The sequence below is a fragment of the Scytonema sp. PCC 10023 genome, assembly GCF_963920835.1.
GTDB lineage: Bacteria > Cyanobacteriota > Cyanobacteriia > Cyanobacteriales > Nostocaceae > Kalymmatonema.
In genome coordinates this window covers 135,103-154,760 of the sequence record NZ_CAWUDP010000010.1, presented here as the reverse complement: position 1 = coordinate 154,760, position 19,658 = coordinate 135,103, and the positions used below count along the sequence as shown (strand labels likewise).

The window sequence follows — 19,658 nt, the reverse complement described above, 5'->3', positions numbered from 1 at the left end:
CTCCCCGTGAAGAAAGAAGTAAATGTCTAGACTTGTCTAGCTTTTATATAGCAGACTTGCATTGACTAGCAAACGTTGGACGGGGTGCGTCAGCAGGAATGATATAGCAATTACGAAGGCTACAAGCATTAATCTGACAACTACGAGACTTGTACCAGTCCTTGCGTTCAGCTAACGCGTGGTTGTAAACCCGTCTATGGGTTTCTAACCATTCCTCAAACATTCCTATTTGATTTTGCGTCGGCTTCAGCTTGAATTCGTAAGTCAGATTAAACACTTTTATCACCGTTCGGCTGAGGCTCACCTTGGCGTTGCCTCCTGACTATATTATACGTCTAATTCTAATAATCGTCAAAATGGTTTTTAGGACGGAGAATAAATTCCCCTGCCGCTACACCCCCATAGCTAGAAGCGCTTGGGCACTGCGGCGAATAATCTGGTAGAAGGGATGCTGTATGGAGGTAGGCGCAATGGCGAATGACCGACAAGACAAGTCTGGCTTAGGACAGCAGTTTGAGAAACTCAAGCAACAAGTCCCCATCAGTTTAACTCCAACAGCGATCGCCCCTTTGGATACTGTTGGGCGCGTTTTTGCAATTAAACGTATCGGTGTGATTAAGCAGTTAGAGTGCGATCGCTATCCTATACCAGACAGCAATGCTACTAGACCTTAAACTTCCACAATGGGGGTTTGAAGTTTTTGCTTGGATAAGACAAAAATCTCATGGAAAACATCTACCGATAGTGGTGTTAACTTCTTGAGAGCAGCTGAACATTAATCGAGCCTATACTCTTGGAGCAAACTCCTATTTATTTCAATCCATGACAGGACTTTTTTTGTAATATTTAATACAGAATTAAGTCAAAGAGTGTACAACAGATGACAAGGAGAGCTTTGCAACAGAAAACAATTTTAGTCGTTGACGACGAATCGTCCGACCAATTTCTGATTCAAAGGGCGTTTAGTCAACTTAGTCAAAAATTTGATCTACAAGTCGTCGAAACCGCAGAAGATGCGGTTCGTTATTTGGAAGGTAAGGAACCCTATCAGGATCGGGGAAAATACCCCTTACCCGTTTTGGTTCTGCTGGACTTAAAACTTCCTGGAATGTCAGGTTTGGATTTGCTCAAATGGATACGAAAACAATCGTATTTAGAGGAGTTAGCAATTATAGCTTTGACGGCTTACGGTAACCGTGAGTTACCGCGCGCGTATGACTTGGGTATCGATTTTTATTTGCTTAAACCAATACAAGCTAATAGTTTGGCTGAAATCTTATATGGACTTGGCTTATATGATAATGATGGTCAAACACAGTGAGCTTTCACCTTTCAACCCGTAAAGCTAAATTTCTACCGTCGATTTCACAACGACACCCAAAAGCCAATACCGTTCAGTTAAGGATTTTGGTGAGATTGGGCGATGTGTAGAGACGAGAGGTGGCGCGTCTCTACATTATCGTCCTCATAAGGGTTCTGGTCTACCAAGCGTATTGCACTATAGTTGCTTTATGCTTGTGCTGCAGAATCAGAATGATTCAGGGCATAACGACTATTCAATGACAGCATTACGCGTGAAACACCGGTGGAGAGAATGCTGACACCTACCAATGTCCCAATCACCCAGGGTGCATTGAAGGGCCACTGGAACCAAATCATTGCGCCTAAGAGCAGGGTAATAACGCCGTTACCGAGTGCCCAAGTCCAGTTCTGTTGCGGACGTAACCGGAATGCGAGAACAAGCTCAAATACACCTTCTGTAAGCAGAAAGCTACCTAACAATAGAGTCAGTGTGAGAACTCCTGTTAAGGGATAAACAAACAGCATCACGCCTGTTGCAAAGTAGAGGATACTGAGTAGGAGTTTCCAAACAAAGCCTCCTTCATGGCGGGTTTGAAACGCATAACTCAGCTTGGCTGCTGCAGAAGAAATCAGAATTAAAGCAATCCAAGTTTCAGCGAAAATTGTTGTAACTGTAGGCACAGCAAATGCTGCAATCCCTAAGACAGTCAGGAGAATGCCAATCAACAGCGAGTTATTCGTAGCCTTGTTGATATCACCCTTGTTGATATCACTCTTGTTGATATCACCAGAAACGTTGGTTGTCATAAAAATCTTTTCCTTGTAGTTTATTGAACTCTATGATTTAGGCTAGAAAATTTCTCAAGAACTTTATAGAACCCTAAGATATAAGCTGTACGAGCCTCTACCCCTCTAAAAACAGATGTATTAAAAGGCAAGAGGAAGTATGTTATCCCTCCACTCTCCTACCTAGCCATATTTCCAGGATGAATTCTCCCCATTCTTCTGATGTCATTTATAGGGACGAAACGGCACGATCGCAACATACAGGAAAACGACTCCTGTTTGATCTATCAAGAAGCGGAGGAATGGAATGTCTTCACCTGGATTGGATACGTCTAACGCCCTAGTGGCTTTGTCCAACAATTTAGCTGACACTGTAGAGCAAGTTGGGGGTGCTGTTGTTGCCGTGAATGCTGGTACGCGTATTTCTCCTAGTGGTATTCACTGGCGCAATGGTATCATCGTTACTTCTGACGAGTCACTCCAGCGCTATGACGAAATCACAGTCACTCTATCAAATGGTAGTACTGTACCTGTCACAGTTATAGGGCATGACTCTAGCACCGATGTCGCTGTCTTCAAAATAGAAAATGCAGACATCCCGGTGGCGAACATAGGCGATGCCAAAACACTAAAAGTTGGTCATTTGGTACTGGGCTTGGGAAGAAGTAGCGAAGGTGACATCCGAGCAGCTATGGGTGCAGTAAGTGTTGTCAGCGGTGCGTGGCGGAGTATGAGTGGTGGTAATATAGACCAGTTCATTCGTCCAGACATCAGGCTTTATCCTGGCTTTGCAGGTGGACCACTCATCGATGCTGCGGGTTCTGTGGTAGGTATGAACACATCGGGGCGACGTGGGACAGCTCTAACTATACCAGCCTCTACAGTCAATCGAGTGGTTGATCAGCTGTTCGCAAAAGGACGCATTGCACGCGGCTACCTTGGTTTAGGGATGCAACCCGTACGCTTACCAAAGAACCTGAAAACGTCACTCAATTTAACTTCTGCTGCTGGAGTGATTGTCGTTAATGTAGAGCCAAATGGACCTGCTGACAATGCTGGTGTGCTGATTGGTGATGTATTGGTAACTTTTGATGCAACTCCTGTAAATGATACAGGTGATGTGTTGGCGCTTTTGAACAGTGGCGATCGCGTTGGCAAAACTGTCAAAGTGCAGCTGCTCCGAGCTGGTGCGTTAGTTGAGTTAGCAATAGTAATTGGCGAAAGACCGATGCTTTGAAGAGTAGAAAGAGATGAGGGAGATGAGGGAGATGGGGAAGATGAGGTGATGATTTTTAACCTTTACTTCTCCAAAGTAAAAAATACCAGCTTAATGCACTTCAGCGGAATATGAGTATTGCAACAATGACACGCATAACTGATGAATTGGCTACACTGGCTGAAAATCTACGCAAAGTGACTGTGAAAGTCCAAAGTAGCTCTTATGGAGGTGGTTCCGGCGTTCTTTGGCAATCTTCCCTTCACCCCCTCCAACTCCCCCGCCAGCAGAGGACAGATAAGGATAAACTTTTATTGCCGGGGACTGAGGGGGGTAGTTTAATTATCACGAATGCTCATGTTGCTACCAACAATAAAGCAACTGTGGAACTGTGGGATGGACGGGTATTTGAGGCTGTACGTACCAATATAGACCCCACAAAAGATTTAGCTGCTCTTAAAATTGATGCGACTGACTTACCGACTGCAACTATCGGCAATTCGGATGCTTTGCGAGTGGGAGAATTCGTCTTGGCTGTCGGAAATCCTTTTGGTGATAGCGGTGCTGTGACAAGCGGAATTATCCACGCGAATCATCAACGTATGGTTATGGCTGATATTCGGCTGTTTCCTGGCAATTCTGGCGGTCCACTTGCTGACTGTCTTGGACGAGTCATCGGGATTAACACCATGATTGTAAACGGTTTGGGTGTGGCGATACCAAGCCTTGCTGTAGAAGGTTTTTTGCGTGGAAATCGTCAAAAGCTTGGTGTCACTGTGCAACCTGTATATGTAGAGACGCGACGCCAGTCGCCTGCGGAGGGAGACCCTCCTGCAGCGCTGGCTCGCCATGGCGCGTCTGTACAAAACAGCGGTGGGGCGTCTGTACAAAACAGCCATCGTGCATCTCTACAAAACAAACGCACCTTAGGTTTATTGGTGTTGTCTGTCAATTCTGGAAGTGCTGCTGAAGCTGCTGGTGTGCTTGTTGGTGATGTCCTTATGGGAGTCTCAGGACAAGATTTTACTAGGCTTGATGATTTAAGCAAGTATCTTGAGCGTACCGACAGCACCAAACCGCTACCGTTACAAATCCTACGCGGCGGACGACAGTTAGTTTGCCAGGTGGCGGAGGTGGTATGATTCGGGTGTTTGTAATTGCTGCTTCCCCAGTGGTGCGGGCTGGATTGTCAGCTGTAGTGGCAAGCAGTTCCAAACTCACAGTTGTGGGCAGTGCATCAGATTTGGATGCACTTACAAGGGAATTTGAGCAATTACAACCCGATGTTGTGCTGCTGGATATGACTGGCAACTTTCAGGAATTAGTCTGGGAATTGCTTTCCTCACAACAGCAGCAAGACCCAGTTGCAATGATTGTTCTTGCTGATGTCGATAGTATAGACGGGAAAGCAGCACTGCGTGCTGGTGTACGCGGCATATTGCCAAGTACTAGCACAGAGTCAGAAATTGTCGCTGCTGTTGAGGCGATCGCTCTTGGGTTAGTGGTGCTGCATTCTGATACTATCGAGTCTCTGCTTCCTTTAAAAGAGTCGAGTGTGCGGCAAAAAGAAACCGCAAATCCTGTGCAAGCACTGACACCACGAGAAATAGAGGTTTTAGATATGCTTGGTTCTGGATTGGGTAATAAGGCGATCGCCAAACGTTTAAACATCTCAGATCATACTGTTAAGTTTCATGTCTCATCTATTTTTCAAAAGTTGGGTGTCTCGACACGTACAGAGGCTGTTGCTGTTGGTGTAAGGCTGGGTTTGATTATGTTGTAAGACTACTTTAATCCCAACTTAAGCCAAGAAAATACTTGCCCAACTGTGAAGCGCAACGCCTGAAAATTCTGGCAGTGGCATCTTTGCATAAAAAATCAACAGATTTTTCTAAAGACATATGTTAATCCCCTATTGAGTAAGTCTTAAGGGGGATTTTCATAATATCTATTATTAACATAAGGTTAAGTATACTTCGGTTTTCATGGAGAAGAGTTCGTTTTTGAAAGTTGTGGGAGGAGCGCCATTGAGCCTAAAGTTGGAGAGAAAGTGGTGATTCTACGTCCAGCATATGTAGCTGGACGAGTTGGGAAAATCTGTGCCAAAGAAGTACTATCAGGCGCTCACCCTAGTGGACGCTGGCTGATTCAGGTAGATTCAGAAGACATTGTGGTGTCTTTGAGCCCAAAAGAATTTGAGCTAGTCAACGATGATTTTGAGATACTTTAGGTTATGTCTTTTGTTATGTCTGATGATCCGTTGCCAATTCCCAATTCTTTTTTGCTGCGTTTGAGCTGTTTCCAAAGTGCCTTAATCTTGTCATAAGCTTCTTGTGGTGCTAATTTCCCTGATGTTTCTAAACAAGTGATATAGCTCACCTTCTGAGAAAATTCTTGGAGATTGGCGTTAAACACTAGATTTTCTGGTTTGATTTGACCGTAGTAGCGAGCCTGAGGGTAGAGAAGTTTTTCCTTGTCTCTTTGATTAGAGTTTTCCATGAATCTACCTCCTATTTAGAATTTACTTTAATTGTATTTAATTTGAATTTAACTTAGGTAAAATTTATAACAAGCTAAAACAGTAATCATTACGTTGCATCCCCCTAAAGAAATACTTTTACCTACTTAGTAGGTAAAAGTATGAAAAATGAGAGCGACAAATAATTTCTTCTCTACATCTTGTTTTGATTAACCTGTATTCTAAATTAACCGTTTGTGTATAAGCTTTTCCGATTATTTCACCACAGGTTCGTTTTTTAACCTAAAGTTAACAATTAAATACAATAAGTCGGGAGATTAACCGTATTTTTGAAGGCTTATAAGACTATAAACAGGGGAAGCCTGATTTCTACTGGGATTCCAATCTCGACCGAGTGCAACGTAAACGCAACAATCAAATGCGCGACGCCATTAACAAAGCAGCGCGGTTCATTGTTAATCGATGCTTAAACGACAAGATTGGCAACATCATAATCGGCTGGAATGATGGTCACAAAGTTGGTTCTGATATGGGTAAGGTTAACAACCAAAACTTTGTCCCCATTCCTACGGGACAGCTGATTGCACGGTTAAAGCAACTGGCTAGTGAATATGGAATCGTGGTCACGATTACCGAGGAAGTGTACACAAGCAAAGCCTCATTCTTAGATGGCGATAGTCTCCACAAATTTGGTGAAAAACCCACATGTTGGAAGCCATTAGGAAGGAGAGTAGAGCGTGGTTTGTATAAAACAGCCACGGGCTTGTTAATCAACGCGGATTGCAATGGTGCAGCCAATATCGCACTATAAGGTGCAAAACACAGCTAGGTATCAACCTAGTCGAGGTAGTTAGGGCAGTTTTGACAATGCCACAACGATATGACTTGTTTGATCGCTTAAACAAATCATATCGTAGACGCAGCGTTCGCGAAGCGTGTCCCCTTGGGACTCAGTGGGTCTTATAGCCAGTGCTGCAACAGTCTAGAATCCCCCTTTTTCTAAAAGGGGGAGATGTCAAAACATGGCAGCGTTAAAGATAATCTAGCGACCTTTAGATTGTTTCCACCCAAGCCGCTGGTCAATTGAAAGAAAATATACCACCAAAGATAATTTGGAGAATAGGCTTTGTTAAGGGGTCACCTTGTGACAAACCGTAACCGAACTGTATTAGATGAACGTCACCCACTGGAGAGAATACCTGAGAAAATGGTAATCGCAACTGCTTTCAGTGATACCTCATCGTGAATCCTACAACTCCAGCAGCAACCCAGTCGCGCAAAGCCGACCATATCCGCATCTGTTTAGAAGAAGATGTACAATTCCAGCAAACCACAAATGGACTAGAACGCTATCGTTTCACCCATTGTTGCTTACCCGAACTCAGCCTAGATGAGATTGACATCAGTACTACCTTCTTGGGGAAACAGCTTCTTGCACCACTGCTGATTTCTTCTATGACAGGAGGAACCGAACAAGCGGGAATCATTAACCATCGTTTAGCGGAAGTTGCCCAGCACTATAAAATAGCGATGGGTGTTGGTTCTCAACGTGTGGCGGTGGAAAAACCTCAAGTTGCTGATACCTTTGCTGTTCGCAAGTACGCCCCTGATGTTCTGTTGTTTGCCAATTTGGGTGCAGTCCAACTGAATTACAGTTATGGTTTGGATCAGTGTTTGCGAATTATTGATATTTTAGAGGCTGATGCCTTGATTTTGCACCTTAACCCGCTACAAGAGTGTATTCAACCTAAAGGTGATAAAAATTTTAAAGGATTACTTGACAAAATAAATATTTTATGTTTAAAATTACCAGTACCCGTAATTGCTAAAGAAGTGGGCAATGGCATTTCTTGGGCAATGGCAGAGAAACTCATCGCTGCTGGAGTCAAGGCAATTGACGTGGCTGGTGCTGGTGGCACATCTTGGGCAAAGGTGGAAAGCGAACGGGCAGAAAATTCTTTGCAACGCCGTTTGGGAAGCACATTTGCAGACTGGGGTTTGCCAACGGCGGAGTGTATTACTAGTATTCGTGCGATCGCTCCTGATGTACCTTTGATAGCCTCGGGCGGATTACGTCATGGATTGGACATAGCAAAAGCCCTGGCACTGGGAGCAGACATTGCTGGGTTGGCAATGCCTTTTCTGCAAGCTGCTGCTGTTTCAGAAGCGGCTGTTTCGGACTTAGCTGAGGTGTTAATTGCCGAAATCACGACTGTGCTATTTTGCACTGGTAACGCTACACTAGAACAACTGAAGTGTTCCAAAAGTTTACAAAAAATAAAATAATAATAAGAACCCTTAGTTTTTAGGTTGTTGGGTGATAGATGTGAACAATTGAATCTAATAGAGTGGAAATATTAAAAAGATACAGGGTGAAGTCATTAGTTCTCAATTCCTAAGTCTAAGCACTAATGACAAAGATGTAGAGACGCGCCATGGCGCGTCTCTACAATAACAAATGACTAATGACTAACAACTATGCGTAATTTTCTCAAACAAACTTTTGCCAGCTTACTCGGAAGCCTACTGGGGCTGTTCATTTTCTGCGGTCTGGGAACGACTGGACTATTGTTGCTAATATTTGCAGCAGCTTCATCCAAAGATACGGGTCCTGTTGTCAAAGATAAGTCAGTGCTGGTTTTTGACTTGTCAACAAACATCACTGATGGGGAGCCAAATTCTAGCGAATTTCTTGAGAACGCATTATCAGGTGAAGAGAACAAAAGCATGTCACTCCGCAGTGTTTTGAACACGTTAGAAAAAGCACAACGTGACAAACGAATTGTGGGAATATATTTAGATGCTAGCCGCGCGACAGAAGGTATAAACACTGGCTTTGCCACTCTTAAGGAAGTTCGTCAGGCGTTGGAGAAGTGCCGCGCTGCTGGGAAAAAGATTGTGGCATATGGCATGGATTGGGGGGAAAGAGAATATTATTTAAGTTCGGTAGCTGATAATATTGTTGTTAATCCGTTAGGAGCAATAGAAATTAACGGTTTTAGCACGCAACCGTTATTTTTTGCAGGAGCATTAGAGAAGTACGGTATTGGGGTTCAGGTCGTACGAGTTGGCAAGTTTAAAGGAGCAGTTGAACCGTATTTACTTACAAAGCTGAGTCCAGAAAACCGTGCACAAACTCAGCAATTGTTGAATGATGTTTGGGGTGAGTGGCGTGCTACGGTAGGAGCAAGCCGCAAAATGAACCCGCAACAATTGCAGGCGATCGCCGATAAACAGGCTTTGTTGTTGGCAGATCAAGCCAAAACCAATCGCTTGGTGGATAAGGTCGGGTATTTCGATCAGGTGGTTGCTGAACTCAAGGAGTTAACCAACAGCGACAACGAAGATAAAACATTTCGTCAAATCAGCCTCAGGGAGTATGCAGCAGTTCCTGGCAAGTCGTTTGGTGTAGAACGCGACTCCAAAAATAAAATTGCAGTAGTTTATGCAGAAGGTGAGATTGTCGAGGGTCTAGGAGATGGTGGAGATGTAGGAGGCGATCGCTTTGCCAAAATTTTCCGGCGACTGCGACAGGATAAAGATGTTAAGGCTGTCGTCTTGCGGATCAACAGCCCAGGTGGTAGCGTCACGGGTTCTGAACAAATGCAACGGGAAGTCCGGCTGACGAATCAGGAAAAACCAGTTGTCGTGTCGATGGGTAATGTCGCCGCCTCTGGTGGCTACTGGATTGCAACAGACTCCAAACGCATTTTTGCTGAACCAAACACAATTACAGGTTCCATAGGTGTATTTGGACTACTCATGAATGCCCAAAAGCTAGCCAATAACAACGGTATCACCTGGGATTCAGTGAAAACAGCCCGTTATGCTGATAATCAAACAGTTGCTCGTCCCAAATCACCGGAAGAATTGGCACTATACCAGCGCAATGTTAACCGCATCTACAGTCTATTTTTGAATAAAGTAGCACAAGGTCGTAAACTCCCACAGCAAAAAGTGGCTGAAATTGCTCAAGGACGAGTTTGGTCTGGTGCAGCGGCGAAGCAAATAGGTTTGGTGGATGAAATTGGCGGTTTGGATGCTGCTATTAAATACGCTTCTAGTGCGGCGAATCTGGGAGAAAATTGGGAATTGCAGGAACATCCCAGAGGAGGCACTCTTAAAGAACGCCTGTTTGGACGAGTTAGTGAAGAAGCGCGAACTGCTTTAGGAGTGGATAAAGCGCAACTCAAAGCACCAGATCCGTTAATGGCTGAATTCCAAAAACTGCAACAGGAATTAGCAATATTGCAAAAGATGAACGATCCACAGGGTATGTATGTTCGCTTACCCTTTAACTTACGGATTGAGTGATATGTAGAGATTGGAGGGCAAGGGAACAAAAGGAAAAGGAGGAATTTTCTCCCTCATCCCCCTCATCTCCCTCATCTCCCTCATCTCCCTCATCTCTCTACTCTCGATAAAGAATGAACACCCAGCTGACAAGAGCCGCGTGGATGTGTAAAGTAGTTGTGGACTACTTACCATGCACAACAATTTATGCAACTGCCTAAAGACGTAAAAACTAGACGCCTTTTGCTTCTCGTTGTTTCCTGTAGTTTAGCTGGTGTGATTGTAGGAGGCACCACAAGTTGGGCAGAGAGCAATTCGTGTTTGCAAGCCAGTACAGTTACTAGTGAATGTCTGACCCAAGACCAAACGAGTAGAACTATAGAGGGAATGAGTACCGGTTTGATAGTTGGGGCTGGGGCGGCTTTTGGTGCAGCATGGCAACATCGGCATGAAGATTAAAAGCGCTGATTATACTTATTAACTTGTAGCTGCGCCCAAGCGCAACTACAAACTCATTACTTGAAGCAAATTAGATGCGTTTACCCTAGCGCTGAATATTGGCATCTTTTAATTCCAAGTCTTTGCGTAGCTTCTCGTTTTCTTTTACTAGCTGATTAATGAATACTTGGTCAATCAGGTCGATGTTAGCGGTGGTGTAGACGTTGACGCCGCGCTGTTGAGGTGGTTTCTCGTTATATCGGCTTACGTACAACTGCTCTAACTTGCGCCCGACGTCTAACAGCTTAGACTGAGTACAGTTTAACTGTAACTGCTGACACCTTTCACTAATAGTGATGCGAGGAGCTACAGTACTTACTTCTGCATAGGATTTTTCGGCTACAAAAGCTGATGTGCAGGTCATAAGCAAAGTTGCAAATATCACAATGACGGTTTTCATATCTCAGTGCAATGAGAAAACTTATTTCATCACCTACTGTAACTTACGAAAGCACCATAGCAATCCTCCGCAGATCCCCGACTTCGTAAAAGTTGTCGGGGATCTTGTTTCTCACGTTCAAAGCAGCAGGCAAGCTAGGGCTTATGATTTAAGATTGCTATAGCAACTGCCGTAATATTTATGCTGATCGTAGTCTATACCAGGCTCAGCATAGTCAGGACTTACGCAAAGTCGAGAATGTCATACTGAGCGAAACTGAGTGTAGCGTAAGCGCAAAGCGCACACTTCGTAAACGCGCAGCGTGTGCCCTTGGCACTCAGTATCTCGGAGATTATAATTCGGCGTTCTACATTTCTGTACTAATATTTGACATACTCCCCAACTATCACGGTATGGGGATTCTAGGCTCAAACAACAATTGCAGGCGTTGCCCGTCTTACCGAGTCTCACCTAACAGTTGATGCCCCAACTGCACAAATATTCGCGCGCTGCGTTCTCGTCCCTCCCGTTCACTGACTGACAGGAGGGACAACGCCACTCCCTAACGGACAAATCGAGACTTTCTAGAACGTATCCACAACTAGAACAAGTCTTACTAGACGGATACCATTGATCTATAAATACGACTTGCTTCCCTTTTTTCTTGGCAATCCACTCCAGAATTTGCAAAAACTCTCCCAAAGCCAAGTCTGATATCTTGCGTCCCCAAAGACGCTGCATTCCTTTGAGATTGAGTGTTTCAAAGCACAGCACATCAAACTTATTGGTTAGGTCGTGGGCTAACTTCCACTCACCTATCACGTCTACGTAGGGAAACATCCTCATGCTTGCGTACCAGATTCTTTCTGGCTCGCTCCCGATTGGATGTTCGCGTAGCGTCTCCGAAGGAGACACCTTTTAACTTTTTTGAGTGCTGTCTACTCGCTTTCTTGATACTGTTGAGAGACTGCTTGAGGAATTGAGGAGATTCAATGCTGGAGCCATCCGAGCAAGTGAGAAATACCCGCAAGCCAAAGTCAAAGCCCGCTATTCTACTAGTCGTGAATTTGATTTCTGGTTCAGGTGTGTCGTCAACTATAACAACCATAAACAATTCACCTAATGGTGTGCGCTTGATGGTTAGTGTTTTGACTTTTCCTTCTATCTCCCTAGATTTCCAAAATTGATAAACCTTCTGCCCAATCTTGACCCTATTACCACCTAAAAACTTGTACCCTGCTTGCTTTAAGGTGAATGATTTATACTTCTTAACTTTTTTGAACCCTGGTGGACGAACCCCCTTCTTATTGTGCTTAAAAAACAATTGGTATGCTTTCGAGTGGGCGTTGACAGATATCCTGGACTGCTTGAGAACCTACCAACTGCCAAAATGGGTTATGTTTCCGCAACTTGGCAATATGAGATTGAAGTTTCGTACAACAAAGAGTGTTTACCCCACATTCGGTAGTACCGTTTGTGAAGGGCAATGCAATGGTTATAAATTACCCCAGAAGCGTTAATTGACTGCTTGAGGTATCTATTGCGCTTGTGTGAGTACAACTTAAAATTCAGTGTTTTCATGATATTATTGTACACAATAAAGCTGTACAATAATATGAAAAAACGATGCTTATTTTAGAGTAGAAGAATACGAACTTCAAATTCTTGAAGACTACTGCTTATCCGTTGGTAGAACAAAAACTGATGTGCGCGCGAGAACTCATAACTAAGCCTAAAGACAAAGAGAAAGCCGCTCATGCGCGGACGGGGCTTTAAACCCAAATTTTCGGTAATAATGTTGAACCAGGAATGTTTCCTAGACATTCTAATGAAATAATATCACCAGCCTGAAATAGTAATTTTTCATAACGTAGTAATATTGATGGAATTAGCAGTTGCAGAATTATTACCAATGCAGTTATTAATACACCTAGAATTACTGTTCGGAGAAGTCGCGATCGTCGAGTCGGTACTCTACTGGGGAAATTCTTCATTTCTTGCCAAGTCAGCGTCTCAAAAGTAGGATTCTGGCAAATCACTGGTAACCAACTAGCACAAGGAAAGCCATTCTCCAACCCCTGAAGTCTTTCCCGCGCTTCTCGCACAGCCAGATAAAATGGTTTTCCACCCGCAAAAGCGACGAAAAAGTTTTTCAAAAACTCCTGTGCGACTAAATCAGGCACCCCTTCCCGCATCACAATCATTTGGGGAATATTCAAATCAGCTAAATTTCGCGCTAAACCAATGCCATCACAGGAGTTGAAAATTGCCAGTTTTAAACCGCGTGTAATTGCTGTCTTAAGTGCATTCTTTAATTGGGAGATTGTTAGACTCTCGTTTTGATTAATGTAAATTTCCCCTATCTCCCCATCTGCAATACTAGCGGTATGTCCTGCAAAAAACAGAATATCCCAATTCTGATTCCACAGTTGCTCGTCAAGTTCTTTTCGTGTAGGTTCGACAAGAAACGTAGTTTGAGTATCTGTTAAACCTTGCAACCAAGAACGGTCTTTATTAACGAACACGACACTTGTGACCGGACTGCTATGCCCCTTCCAAGTCTGGAGAACCTGCCCGTTTAGATTCCACAGTTTGACGCTCGTGTCCTCACTACCAGTGGCGATCGTCGAAGCATCCGGGCTGAACACGACACTTGTGACAGGACGGCTATGCCCCTTCCAAGTCTGGAGTTCCTGCCCGTTTAGATTCCACAGTTTCACTGTGTTGTCAGAACTACGAGTGGCAATCGTCGAAGCATCCGGGCTGAACACGACACTTTCGACCGAATTGCTATGCCCCTCCAATCGGTTGTGTTCTTTCAATCCGTAAACAACCTGTTGCAGAGTAGCAATTGTTTTTGTGCGGTTATCGGCATTGACAGCATCACCATATTTTTTCACATTTTTCCCTGCTTTCAAGCCGGATAATAAAGCTTCTAGTTCTACACCTGAGGTAAAAAGATTTTCTGTGGTCAGACTTTGAACTAAAACCTCTGCATTGACTCGCCGTTTTTCTGCTTCTGCTTGGGCGGTAATTGCTTTGCGTTCACTTTGTCTAGCATTGTTTCGCTGCTGCTCGGCTATCTGCCGTTGGAAAGTTTCAGCTTTTCGAGCAGTTTCTGCTTGCCTTTTACGTTGTTCAGCAATCTGTTGTGCCAGTTTAGCTTGGCTTTCTCCTTTTTCAGCTCTTTCACGCTGCTGTTGAGCATTCTTTTTTTGGTTTTGTGCCTCTTGGGTTTCTTGTTCTGCTCTACGCTGTTGTTTTTGAGCATTTTGAGCTTGCAGCTTTGCCTGTTGACGTTGCTTTTCTGCTTCTCGCAAAGCTGCTTGAGCTTGCTGACGCTGCTTTTCTGCTTCTTTCAAAGCAGCCTCAGCTTGTTGACGCTGCTTGTCTGCTTCTTAACGTTGCTTTTCTTCACCTTGGAGAGCTTTTTCAGTACTCAGGCGTTGTGTGTTAGCATATAGCGCCATCCCTGTCATTGAAATTGAAAATATCAATAATCCTACAATATAAGGAAGTACAGGCTTATAACGCTCCCAGAAATCCCGTAATTTCAACGGTAAATGCTGATTAACCCACTTTAAATTAAACACTCGTTGATAAATGGGATTTCGTACTTTCAACATCCCATTCTTCCTTTTAACGACACCCGATAATTTCAGGTGAGATTTGATGATTGACTGTTCTTCATCAGCAACAGCGCGTTTTCCTCGCCGAATTTCGCGATAAATAGTTAAAACAGCAGCTTTGTCTGGTGCGCGTTTGGTCAGCATATCACGCACAAACTGCAAGTTATTATCCTGCTCACTCATTGCACCGAAAAAGGTGCTACTCACTATGCGGTCAATATCAGCTTTTGACCAATTTTTCTGGGATTGCTGGCTAATAATATAAAAAAGACGCTGCGATAAGTATGGATGTCCTTTTGTCCAAGAGAGTACCCACTGCAACACCTGCTGTGCTTTAGGAGTTGACAAACCCAATCCCTCTGCCAGCGGTTTTGCTTCCACGAAGGTAAAATCTGTCAGGTCAACTCGCTGACCAATATTAAACGGTGTCCGCTTTGGAGCACGTATCAAATCACCGGGAGTTGCGACACCAAATAAGACAAAAGAAAGCCGCGAAAATTCTGAGAAAAAAGCACGAGAGACGTAGAGATAGCGAATCGCTGCATAAAAATCGTCTGTAAAATCTAGACTAAGAGTGGTATCTATTTCATCAATAAAAATTACCACTGGAGTAGTGATTTCAACTAACAACACCCGCTGAAAAAATTCTGTCAACCGTTGTGTAAAACCGAGATGCGCGTGTGCAAGCCACCATTGGTGTACATCGGTATCCAGCATCAATTGTTGTTCTATCTGAATGAGTAAACCTAGATACCACTGTTCCGGATTTGTGACTTGTGTCCCTATCCCCGTCAAGTCAATCATCACTGACTGAATCTTTTCAGTTCTCAGTTGACGTGCAGTCCGCACCATTAAACTAGATTTACCCATCTGGCGCGGTGTGAGAACATAAGCAAATTTTCCTTCTCGACACAGTGCTAACAGTTCCTCATCTGCACGTCTTTGAATGTAAACCCCACTCCGGTTTGTCTGCACTGTTCCACCAACAGTGTAAATGCTTGCATCAGCCATGCAGATTCTCCCGGAAATATTCGGCGTACAACTGACAACGTGGTAGGGCTGACTGTCCAGATGAACGTACCAATCCAGCACCCCGCAACCGCCAGAAAATTTGCATATCCGGACAGATATTTTGGCTGATGACAAGCTGCAAACCTTGTATCAATTCTTGCTTATCATATAAGAGTGATAGCAGCCGCCGCAGATGATCCCCAAAAGGTCCATTCGGGGCAGTAGCATTGGTAAATAACTCTGTTAAAGTGATTTGTCCACTTGCAACTAAGTACAGCGCCTTCCGCACCAAGTAAGGATGTCCACCAAGCAAGCGAAGCAATTGTTTCAGCGAGTTGGCGTCGAAGGGTAAATTATGACGACGATTGAGTTCGGCAACCTGTTCGGGTGTAAAATCTTCTAGTTCAATGATTTGCCCAACATTAAACGGAGATTGGTTCAGGTCATCAATTAACTGATAAGGTTCTGTAGAAGTGACCAGCACTAAATCTAATTTGTCTAAACTAGGATAAATCGCACGGCTATTATGCCAGCTACGCAACATCCCAAAGAAATCATTGCGTCCGTTGGTGTCAAAAACTCTATCGACTTCATCCATTGCCAATACCAATGGATGTCCCAATGGTTTTAAAATATGGCGTTGTAAGTAGCGATCGCAACGCTGAATTGTCGTTAAGTTGAGACGAAAATACTCGGACACTTTGTCTTCGAGTTCCAGCACATCGCTTATCCAACAACAGAAGTGACGGAAGAATCGTTCCTCATCGTTGAGTACAGAATTGTTCAACTGTTGAAAATCAAGATAAGCAACTCGCTTACCCGCATTTCTCGCCGCTTGAATTATCCGCATCAATAATGAACTTTTCCCAACTTGCCTGGGTCCTTTGATGGGAATCGTTACACCAAGCTGTACGATGGTTCTTAGTGCGATGGCACGGAGTGCCCGCCAAGGGCGATCGCGTCGGCGTTGCGTTCTACATAAAATGCCGATTCAGGTTTCATCGTCCCGGATGGCATTTCTAACACCACTGGCTGTGCAAATGGAGTTGGTGGAAGTAATTGCTCAGGTTCACTTTTCTTGAGTAAATTAGTCTTAGCTTGTTGGTCAATGCTTAGCGAACCACCATGAATTGCTTGCCTTAACTCTTCTATGAGACGCGATGTATCCTGCGGACTTTCCCAAAATGCCCAGTTGATATGGTTCAAGTAGATGCTGAGGGGATGGGGAAACGCTTCTTGATACGCTAAACGCACTGGGAGAATAACAGGTTTTCCTCCTTGCGATTGTGCTAATTCTACCGCAAGGGAGATTTCCCATTGCACCATTTCGCTATTAACAGACTGCTCAGACAGGAAAACGATGAGAAAATCAGTACTTCTTAATTCTGTTTCAATGCATTCTGCCCAGCGCTTGCCTATCAACGTTCTTTGGTCAATAAAGACATTGTGCTGTTGTGACAATTCCTGGTAAACTTGAATCGCGACAGGTTCATCCGGTTCAACATTGCGCTTGTAACTGATAAAGACGCGCTGTTTTGAAGGTGAAGAAATTGTGTATTGAGTGGGTTCATCTGATGTAACATTGTCGTTTAAGTTGTCATTTGAACTTGGTTGGTTAGGGAAATCTGCATAATCTCGCCAATTTAGACTTAATTTCTTACAAATCTGGATAAAAGTCTTACGGTCAACTGGTCTAAGATTAATAAAATTACTAACCGTCGATGCTGCGATACCTAAATCCTCGGCAAAATTCTGCTGACTGAAAAACTCCCCAAGCAGACGTTGTAGAACTTTTTGTTGTTTATCTTTCCGCAGAATGACCGAGCGTGGCATAGGTTGTTTGCGAAAGGCTATAAAACTATAGTTTATCGGATACTTATAAAATGAGAAGGAGTCAGAATTCAGAATACATTGGTCAGAATACCCCACGCTCTGTACCGGGGGTTTCAGATACGATGCGCCCCGCATTTCTATTCCTCCATACTTGAAAGCAGGGGCTTTAAACCCTCACCGTATCGCCAGTCGTACAGGAGTCATTCTGACGGATGACGACTGACACCTTCGTTCTTCTTCGGTAAGGTACAGTTAGCCTCAAGTCGAATCTAACTCGAATTTCTCATGGTTGAACTCAAATTCGGTCATGTTTTGAGCTAGGTATGTTAAATGATGTAGTGCATCAAGTAGTTCCTATGTAAAGGGAATCAATCATGACAGAAAATTATGAGTATAAAGTCGGAGGAAGTTTAGGAGAAAGTGCACCAAGTTACGTTGTTAGACAAGCTGATTATGACCTGTACCACAGCTTAAAAGCAGGGGAGTTCTGTTATATTTTTAACTGCCAAAAATGGGAAAAACCAGCTTGATAGTTCGGACAGTAAAAAAACTAGTTGCAGAAGGTTTCGCTTGTACTTCTCTTGATTTTTCGGTGCGAGGGAGTCGAAATGTTAACTCAGAACAGGAGATTCTTCGTTTCGCGCTGAGCGCAAAGCGCACGCTACGCGAACGCTACACTCAGAATGACAGTTTTTCGTTAAAATGCGTAAGTCCTGATAGTGATCACGAGTCGTCCAGATTCGGTACAATAAGCGCGCTAGCTTGTGCGCGGTAGCCGTAATCGCTTTGGGGACACCTTTATTAACTAAAAGACTATTAGGGCTATATTGACCAAGAAAGAACTCAGGAGTCAGAACTCAGAAGTCAGAATATTAAATGCGTTTTCTCGTGACGAATTAAGAGTTCTGGTTCCTAAGTATTGGTAGGCGTGCCCCCGGATTGATCCGTGGAGAAAAAGAAAATTTTTCCATTCTTAAATCCCCAGTCCTTCCATCCGTGGGGCTTCCGTGAGCGTCAGCCGAACGGATATTCTGAGTTCTGTGTTCTGTGTTCTGTGTTCTGCGTTCTTTTTAAAACATTTTATGGAGAAAGCTTCTAATTTATTACTTAAAGTTTCGCGCCGTTTATTTAAAAATCTAGATGAACAAGAGAAATTTGTTGAGGCTTTAATTCATCCTCAACCTTTCCATCCCTGCATTCTTTGGTGTCAAGAAAAGCCGGAAAAATCTCCCTTTTCTGTGGAAACGCCCACGGCTTGGCAACCAGAATTCATAGACCGTTTATCCTTTGGAGAAAAACCCGGTCAACATCCCCTGCACGCACAGGGATATTTTTATTGTCTAGATTTTTCTTCTGTATTTGCGGCTTCTATTTTGTTAACAATTCCTAGTCCTGTCAAGTTAGTTTTTGATATGTGTGCCGCACCTGGAGGAAAGAGTGTCTTTGCTTGGAAAAGCTTGCAGCCTGAATTGCTCATAAGTAATGAAGTCATTGGCAAACGCTTAGGAATGTTAATTTCTAATTTAAAGCGTTGTCATATTAACCCCTCTGCTGTGGTTAATAAAGATTCTAGTATTTTAGCTGAAAGGATACCTTTATCTAGTGATTTAGTTATAGTAGATGCGCCTTGTACTGGGCAATCTTTACTTGCTAAAGGGGAGAAAGCACCAGGATGTTTTCATCCAACAGCTATTAATAAGAGTGCAAATCGGCAAAAGAGGATTATAGCCAATTCTGCTCAAATTGTGGCACCGCAAGGGTATCTTGCTTATATGACTTGCACCTATTCTCCTGAGGAAAATGAGGAAGTTTGTGAATGGTTTTTGGAAAGGTTTCCTCAGTTTAAAGCGGTGGAGATTAGCCATTTACAAAGTTATCAATCGCATTTAACTTCTGTGCCTTGTTATCGGATGTTTCCTCAGGATAGGTTGGGCGCAGGTGCGTTTACAGTGCTGTTTAAAAATACTCAAGAGGGTGAGAGAAAGGAGATAGATGTAGAGGTTTTATCTACGATTTGGATGAACACAAACCGCGAGGACACCAAGGAGTAATATCATATCTGGAAGTTCGTAGTGAGGACTTTAGTCCTCTCCACTAAAGCAAGGACTAAAGTCCTTACTACAAAAATCAACCACAGATAAATACAGAAAAACACAGATATGTGAGATTTATCTGTGTCTATCTGTCAATACGGTTCAGTTAAGGATTTTTAGTGGGATTCGCTTATTTGTA

At 43.6% G+C, this 19,658-nt stretch carries 18 protein-coding genes and 3 pseudogenes; 12 read left to right on the top strand and 9 right to left on the bottom strand.

What is annotated here, in order from left to right:
• Window positions 1-43: 43 nt before the first annotated feature.
• Window positions 44-304 (bottom strand): helix-turn-helix domain-containing protein, encoded by a 261-nt coding sequence (locus ACM0OZ_RS08975; RefSeq protein ID WP_414582442.1) that lies wholly within the window; start codon window positions 302-304, stop codon window positions 44-46.
• A gap of 166 nt (window positions 305-470) precedes the next feature.
• Here ACM0OZ_RS08975 and ACM0OZ_RS08970 point away from each other — a divergent pair, with 166 nt between their 5' ends.
• Together ACM0OZ_RS08970 and ACM0OZ_RS08965 are read left to right on the top strand one after the other, a co-directional pair.
• Window positions 471-674 carry a hypothetical protein gene (locus ACM0OZ_RS08970; protein WP_414582441.1) on the top strand — a complete coding sequence of 68 codons (204 nt, stop codon included), beginning with the start codon at window positions 471-473 and terminating at the stop codon, window positions 672-674.
• A gap of 206 nt (window positions 675-880) precedes the next feature.
• The gene (locus ACM0OZ_RS08965; protein ID WP_414582440.1) at window positions 881-1,321 is read left to right on the top strand and encodes a response regulator; all 441 of its coding nucleotides are present in this window, start codon (window positions 881-883) and stop codon (window positions 1,319-1,321) included.
• A 188-nt stretch (window positions 1,322-1,509) separates the two neighbouring features.
• Here ACM0OZ_RS08965 and ACM0OZ_RS08960 read toward each other — a convergent pair whose 3' ends face one another.
• Window positions 1,510-2,109 carry an HdeD family acid-resistance protein gene (locus ACM0OZ_RS08960; protein WP_414582439.1) on the bottom strand — a complete coding sequence of 200 codons (600 nt, stop codon included), beginning with the start codon at window positions 2,107-2,109 and terminating at the stop codon, window positions 1,510-1,512.
• 286 nt (window positions 2,110-2,395) lie between these two features.
• Between ACM0OZ_RS08960 and ACM0OZ_RS08955 the strand changes: the two genes are divergently transcribed.
• From ACM0OZ_RS08955 to ACM0OZ_RS08940, 4 genes are all read left to right on the top strand, one after another.
• The gene (locus ACM0OZ_RS08955) at window positions 2,396-3,325 is read left to right on the top strand and encodes a S1C family serine protease (protein WP_414582438.1); all 930 of its coding nucleotides are present in this window, start codon (window positions 2,396-2,398) and stop codon (window positions 3,323-3,325) included.
• A gap of 125 nt (window positions 3,326-3,450) precedes the next feature.
• Entirely contained in the window at window positions 3,451-4,446 is a 996-nt protein-coding gene (locus tag ACM0OZ_RS08950) for a S1C family serine protease (protein WP_414582437.1), read from the top strand.
• The gene (locus ACM0OZ_RS08945; RefSeq protein ID WP_414582436.1) at window positions 4,443-5,087 is read left to right on the top strand and encodes a response regulator transcription factor; all 645 of its coding nucleotides are present in this window, start codon (window positions 4,443-4,445) and stop codon (window positions 5,085-5,087) included. Before ACM0OZ_RS08950 ends, ACM0OZ_RS08945 begins: the two co-directional genes overlap by 4 nt.
• 270 nt (window positions 5,088-5,357) lie before the next feature.
• Window positions 5,358-5,534: a hypothetical protein gene (locus ACM0OZ_RS08940; protein WP_414582435.1), complete on the top strand. Its 177-nt coding sequence runs from the start codon at window positions 5,358-5,360 to the stop codon at window positions 5,532-5,534.
• Here the strand turns inward: ACM0OZ_RS08940 and ACM0OZ_RS08935 are convergent.
• Window positions 5,531-5,803 (bottom strand): hypothetical protein, encoded by a 273-nt coding sequence (locus ACM0OZ_RS08935; protein ID WP_414582434.1) that lies wholly within the window; start codon window positions 5,801-5,803, stop codon window positions 5,531-5,533. The two genes, ACM0OZ_RS08940 and ACM0OZ_RS08935, sit on opposite strands and share 4 nt — an antisense overlap.
• Before the next feature lie 326 nt (window positions 5,804-6,129).
• Between ACM0OZ_RS08935 and ACM0OZ_RS08930 the strand changes: the two are divergent.
• The 4 genes and pseudogenes from ACM0OZ_RS08930 to ACM0OZ_RS08915 all read left to right on the top strand — a co-directional run.
• Window positions 6,130-6,749, top strand: a pseudogene (locus tag ACM0OZ_RS08930) (IS200/IS605 family accessory protein TnpB-related protein); the annotation flags it as partial.
• 276 nt (window positions 6,750-7,025) lie between these two features.
• A complete protein-coding gene (gene fni, locus ACM0OZ_RS08925; protein WP_414582433.1) occupies window positions 7,026-8,069 on the top strand; it encodes a type 2 isopentenyl-diphosphate Delta-isomerase in 1,044 nt (347 codons plus the stop codon).
• A 192-nt stretch (window positions 8,070-8,261) separates the two neighbouring features.
• On the top strand, window positions 8,262-10,097 hold the full coding sequence (gene sppA / locus ACM0OZ_RS08920) for a signal peptide peptidase SppA (protein ID WP_414582432.1): 1,836 nt from the start codon (window positions 8,262-8,264) through the stop codon (window positions 10,095-10,097).
• 186 nt (window positions 10,098-10,283) lie between these two features.
• The gene (locus ACM0OZ_RS08915; RefSeq protein ID WP_414582431.1) at window positions 10,284-10,535 is read left to right on the top strand and encodes a hypothetical protein; all 252 of its coding nucleotides are present in this window, start codon (window positions 10,284-10,286) and stop codon (window positions 10,533-10,535) included.
• Window positions 10,536-10,620: 85 nt separating this feature from the next.
• On the opposite strand, the gene ACM0OZ_RS08910 is transcribed toward ACM0OZ_RS08915, so the two are convergent.
• The 6 genes and pseudogenes from ACM0OZ_RS08910 to ACM0OZ_RS08885 form a co-directional block, all read right to left on the bottom strand.
• A complete protein-coding gene (locus tag ACM0OZ_RS08910; protein ID WP_414582430.1) occupies window positions 10,621-10,938 on the bottom strand; it encodes a hypothetical protein in 318 nt (105 codons plus the stop codon).
• A gap of 482 nt (window positions 10,939-11,420) precedes the next feature.
• Window positions 11,421-12,534 (bottom strand): annotated as a pseudogene (locus ACM0OZ_RS08905) (RNA-guided endonuclease InsQ/TnpB family protein).
• A gap of 427 nt (window positions 12,535-12,961) precedes the next feature.
• Window positions 12,962-13,853: pseudogene (locus tag ACM0OZ_RS08900) on the bottom strand (CHAT domain-containing protein); the annotation flags it as partial.
• 498 nt (window positions 13,854-14,351) lie between these two features.
• The gene (locus tag ACM0OZ_RS08895) at window positions 14,352-15,593 is read right to left on the bottom strand and encodes an AAA-like domain-containing protein (RefSeq protein WP_414582429.1); all 1,242 of its coding nucleotides are present in this window, start codon (window positions 15,591-15,593) and stop codon (window positions 14,352-14,354) included.
• A complete protein-coding gene (locus tag ACM0OZ_RS08890) occupies window positions 15,586-16,482 on the bottom strand; it encodes an AAA-like domain-containing protein (RefSeq protein WP_414582447.1) in 897 nt (298 codons plus the stop codon). Before ACM0OZ_RS08890 ends, ACM0OZ_RS08895 begins: the two co-directional genes overlap by 8 nt.
• Before the next feature lie 32 nt (window positions 16,483-16,514).
• Window positions 16,515-17,426 carry a toll/interleukin-1 receptor domain-containing protein gene (locus ACM0OZ_RS08885; protein WP_414582428.1) on the bottom strand — a complete coding sequence of 304 codons (912 nt, stop codon included), beginning with the start codon at window positions 17,424-17,426 and terminating at the stop codon, window positions 16,515-16,517.
• Between the two features lie 374 nt (window positions 17,427-17,800).
• On the opposite strand from ACM0OZ_RS08885, the gene ACM0OZ_RS08880 reads away from it, so the two are divergent.
• A complete protein-coding gene (locus tag ACM0OZ_RS08880) occupies window positions 17,801-17,956 on the top strand; it encodes a hypothetical protein (RefSeq protein ID WP_414582427.1) in 156 nt (51 codons plus the stop codon).
• 552 nt (window positions 17,957-18,508) lie between these two features.
• Window positions 18,509-19,477: an RsmB/NOP family class I SAM-dependent RNA methyltransferase gene (locus ACM0OZ_RS08875; RefSeq protein WP_414582426.1), complete on the top strand. Its 969-nt coding sequence runs from the start codon at window positions 18,509-18,511 to the stop codon at window positions 19,475-19,477.
• Window positions 19,478-19,658 lie beyond the last annotated feature (181 nt).

Bases quoted from the DNA above. Each gene is read 5' to 3' on its own strand.
- ACM0OZ_RS08885 (WP_414582428.1), bottom strand. From the start codon at position 17,426: ATGCCACGCTCGGTCATTCTGCGGAAAGATAAACAACAAAAAGTTCTA.
- ACM0OZ_RS08970 (WP_414582441.1), top strand. From the start codon at position 471: ATGGCGAATGACCGACAAGACAAGTCTGGCTTAGGACAGCAGTTTGAG.
- ACM0OZ_RS08880 (WP_414582427.1), top strand. From the start codon at position 17,801: ATGACAGAAAATTATGAGTATAAAGTCGGAGGAAGTTTAGGAGAAAGT.
- ACM0OZ_RS08875 (WP_414582426.1), top strand. From the start codon at position 18,509: ATGGAGAAAGCTTCTAATTTATTACTTAAAGTTTCGCGCCGTTTATTT.
- ACM0OZ_RS08935 (WP_414582434.1), bottom strand. From the start codon at position 5,803: ATGGAAAACTCTAATCAAAGAGACAAGGAAAAACTTCTCTACCCTCAG.
- ACM0OZ_RS08915 (WP_414582431.1), top strand. From the start codon at position 10,284: ATGCAACTGCCTAAAGACGTAAAAACTAGACGCCTTTTGCTTCTCGTT.
- ACM0OZ_RS08950 (WP_414582437.1), top strand. From the start codon at position 3,451: ATGACACGCATAACTGATGAATTGGCTACACTGGCTGAAAATCTACGC.
- ACM0OZ_RS08960 (WP_414582439.1), bottom strand. From the start codon at position 2,109: ATGACAACCAACGTTTCTGGTGATATCAACAAGAGTGATATCAACAAG.
- ACM0OZ_RS08945 (WP_414582436.1), top strand. From the start codon at position 4,443: ATGATTCGGGTGTTTGTAATTGCTGCTTCCCCAGTGGTGCGGGCTGGA.
- sppA (WP_414582432.1), top strand. From the start codon at position 8,262: ATGCGTAATTTTCTCAAACAAACTTTTGCCAGCTTACTCGGAAGCCTA.
- ACM0OZ_RS08895 (WP_414582429.1), bottom strand. From the start codon at position 15,593: ATGGCTGATGCAAGCATTTACACTGTTGGTGGAACAGTGCAGACAAAC.
- ACM0OZ_RS08965 (WP_414582440.1), top strand. From the start codon at position 881: ATGACAAGGAGAGCTTTGCAACAGAAAACAATTTTAGTCGTTGACGAC.
- ACM0OZ_RS08910 (WP_414582430.1), bottom strand. From the start codon at position 10,938: ATGACCTGCACATCAGCTTTTGTAGCCGAAAAATCCTATGCAGAAGTA.
- ACM0OZ_RS08955 (WP_414582438.1), top strand. From the start codon at position 2,396: ATGTCTTCACCTGGATTGGATACGTCTAACGCCCTAGTGGCTTTGTCC.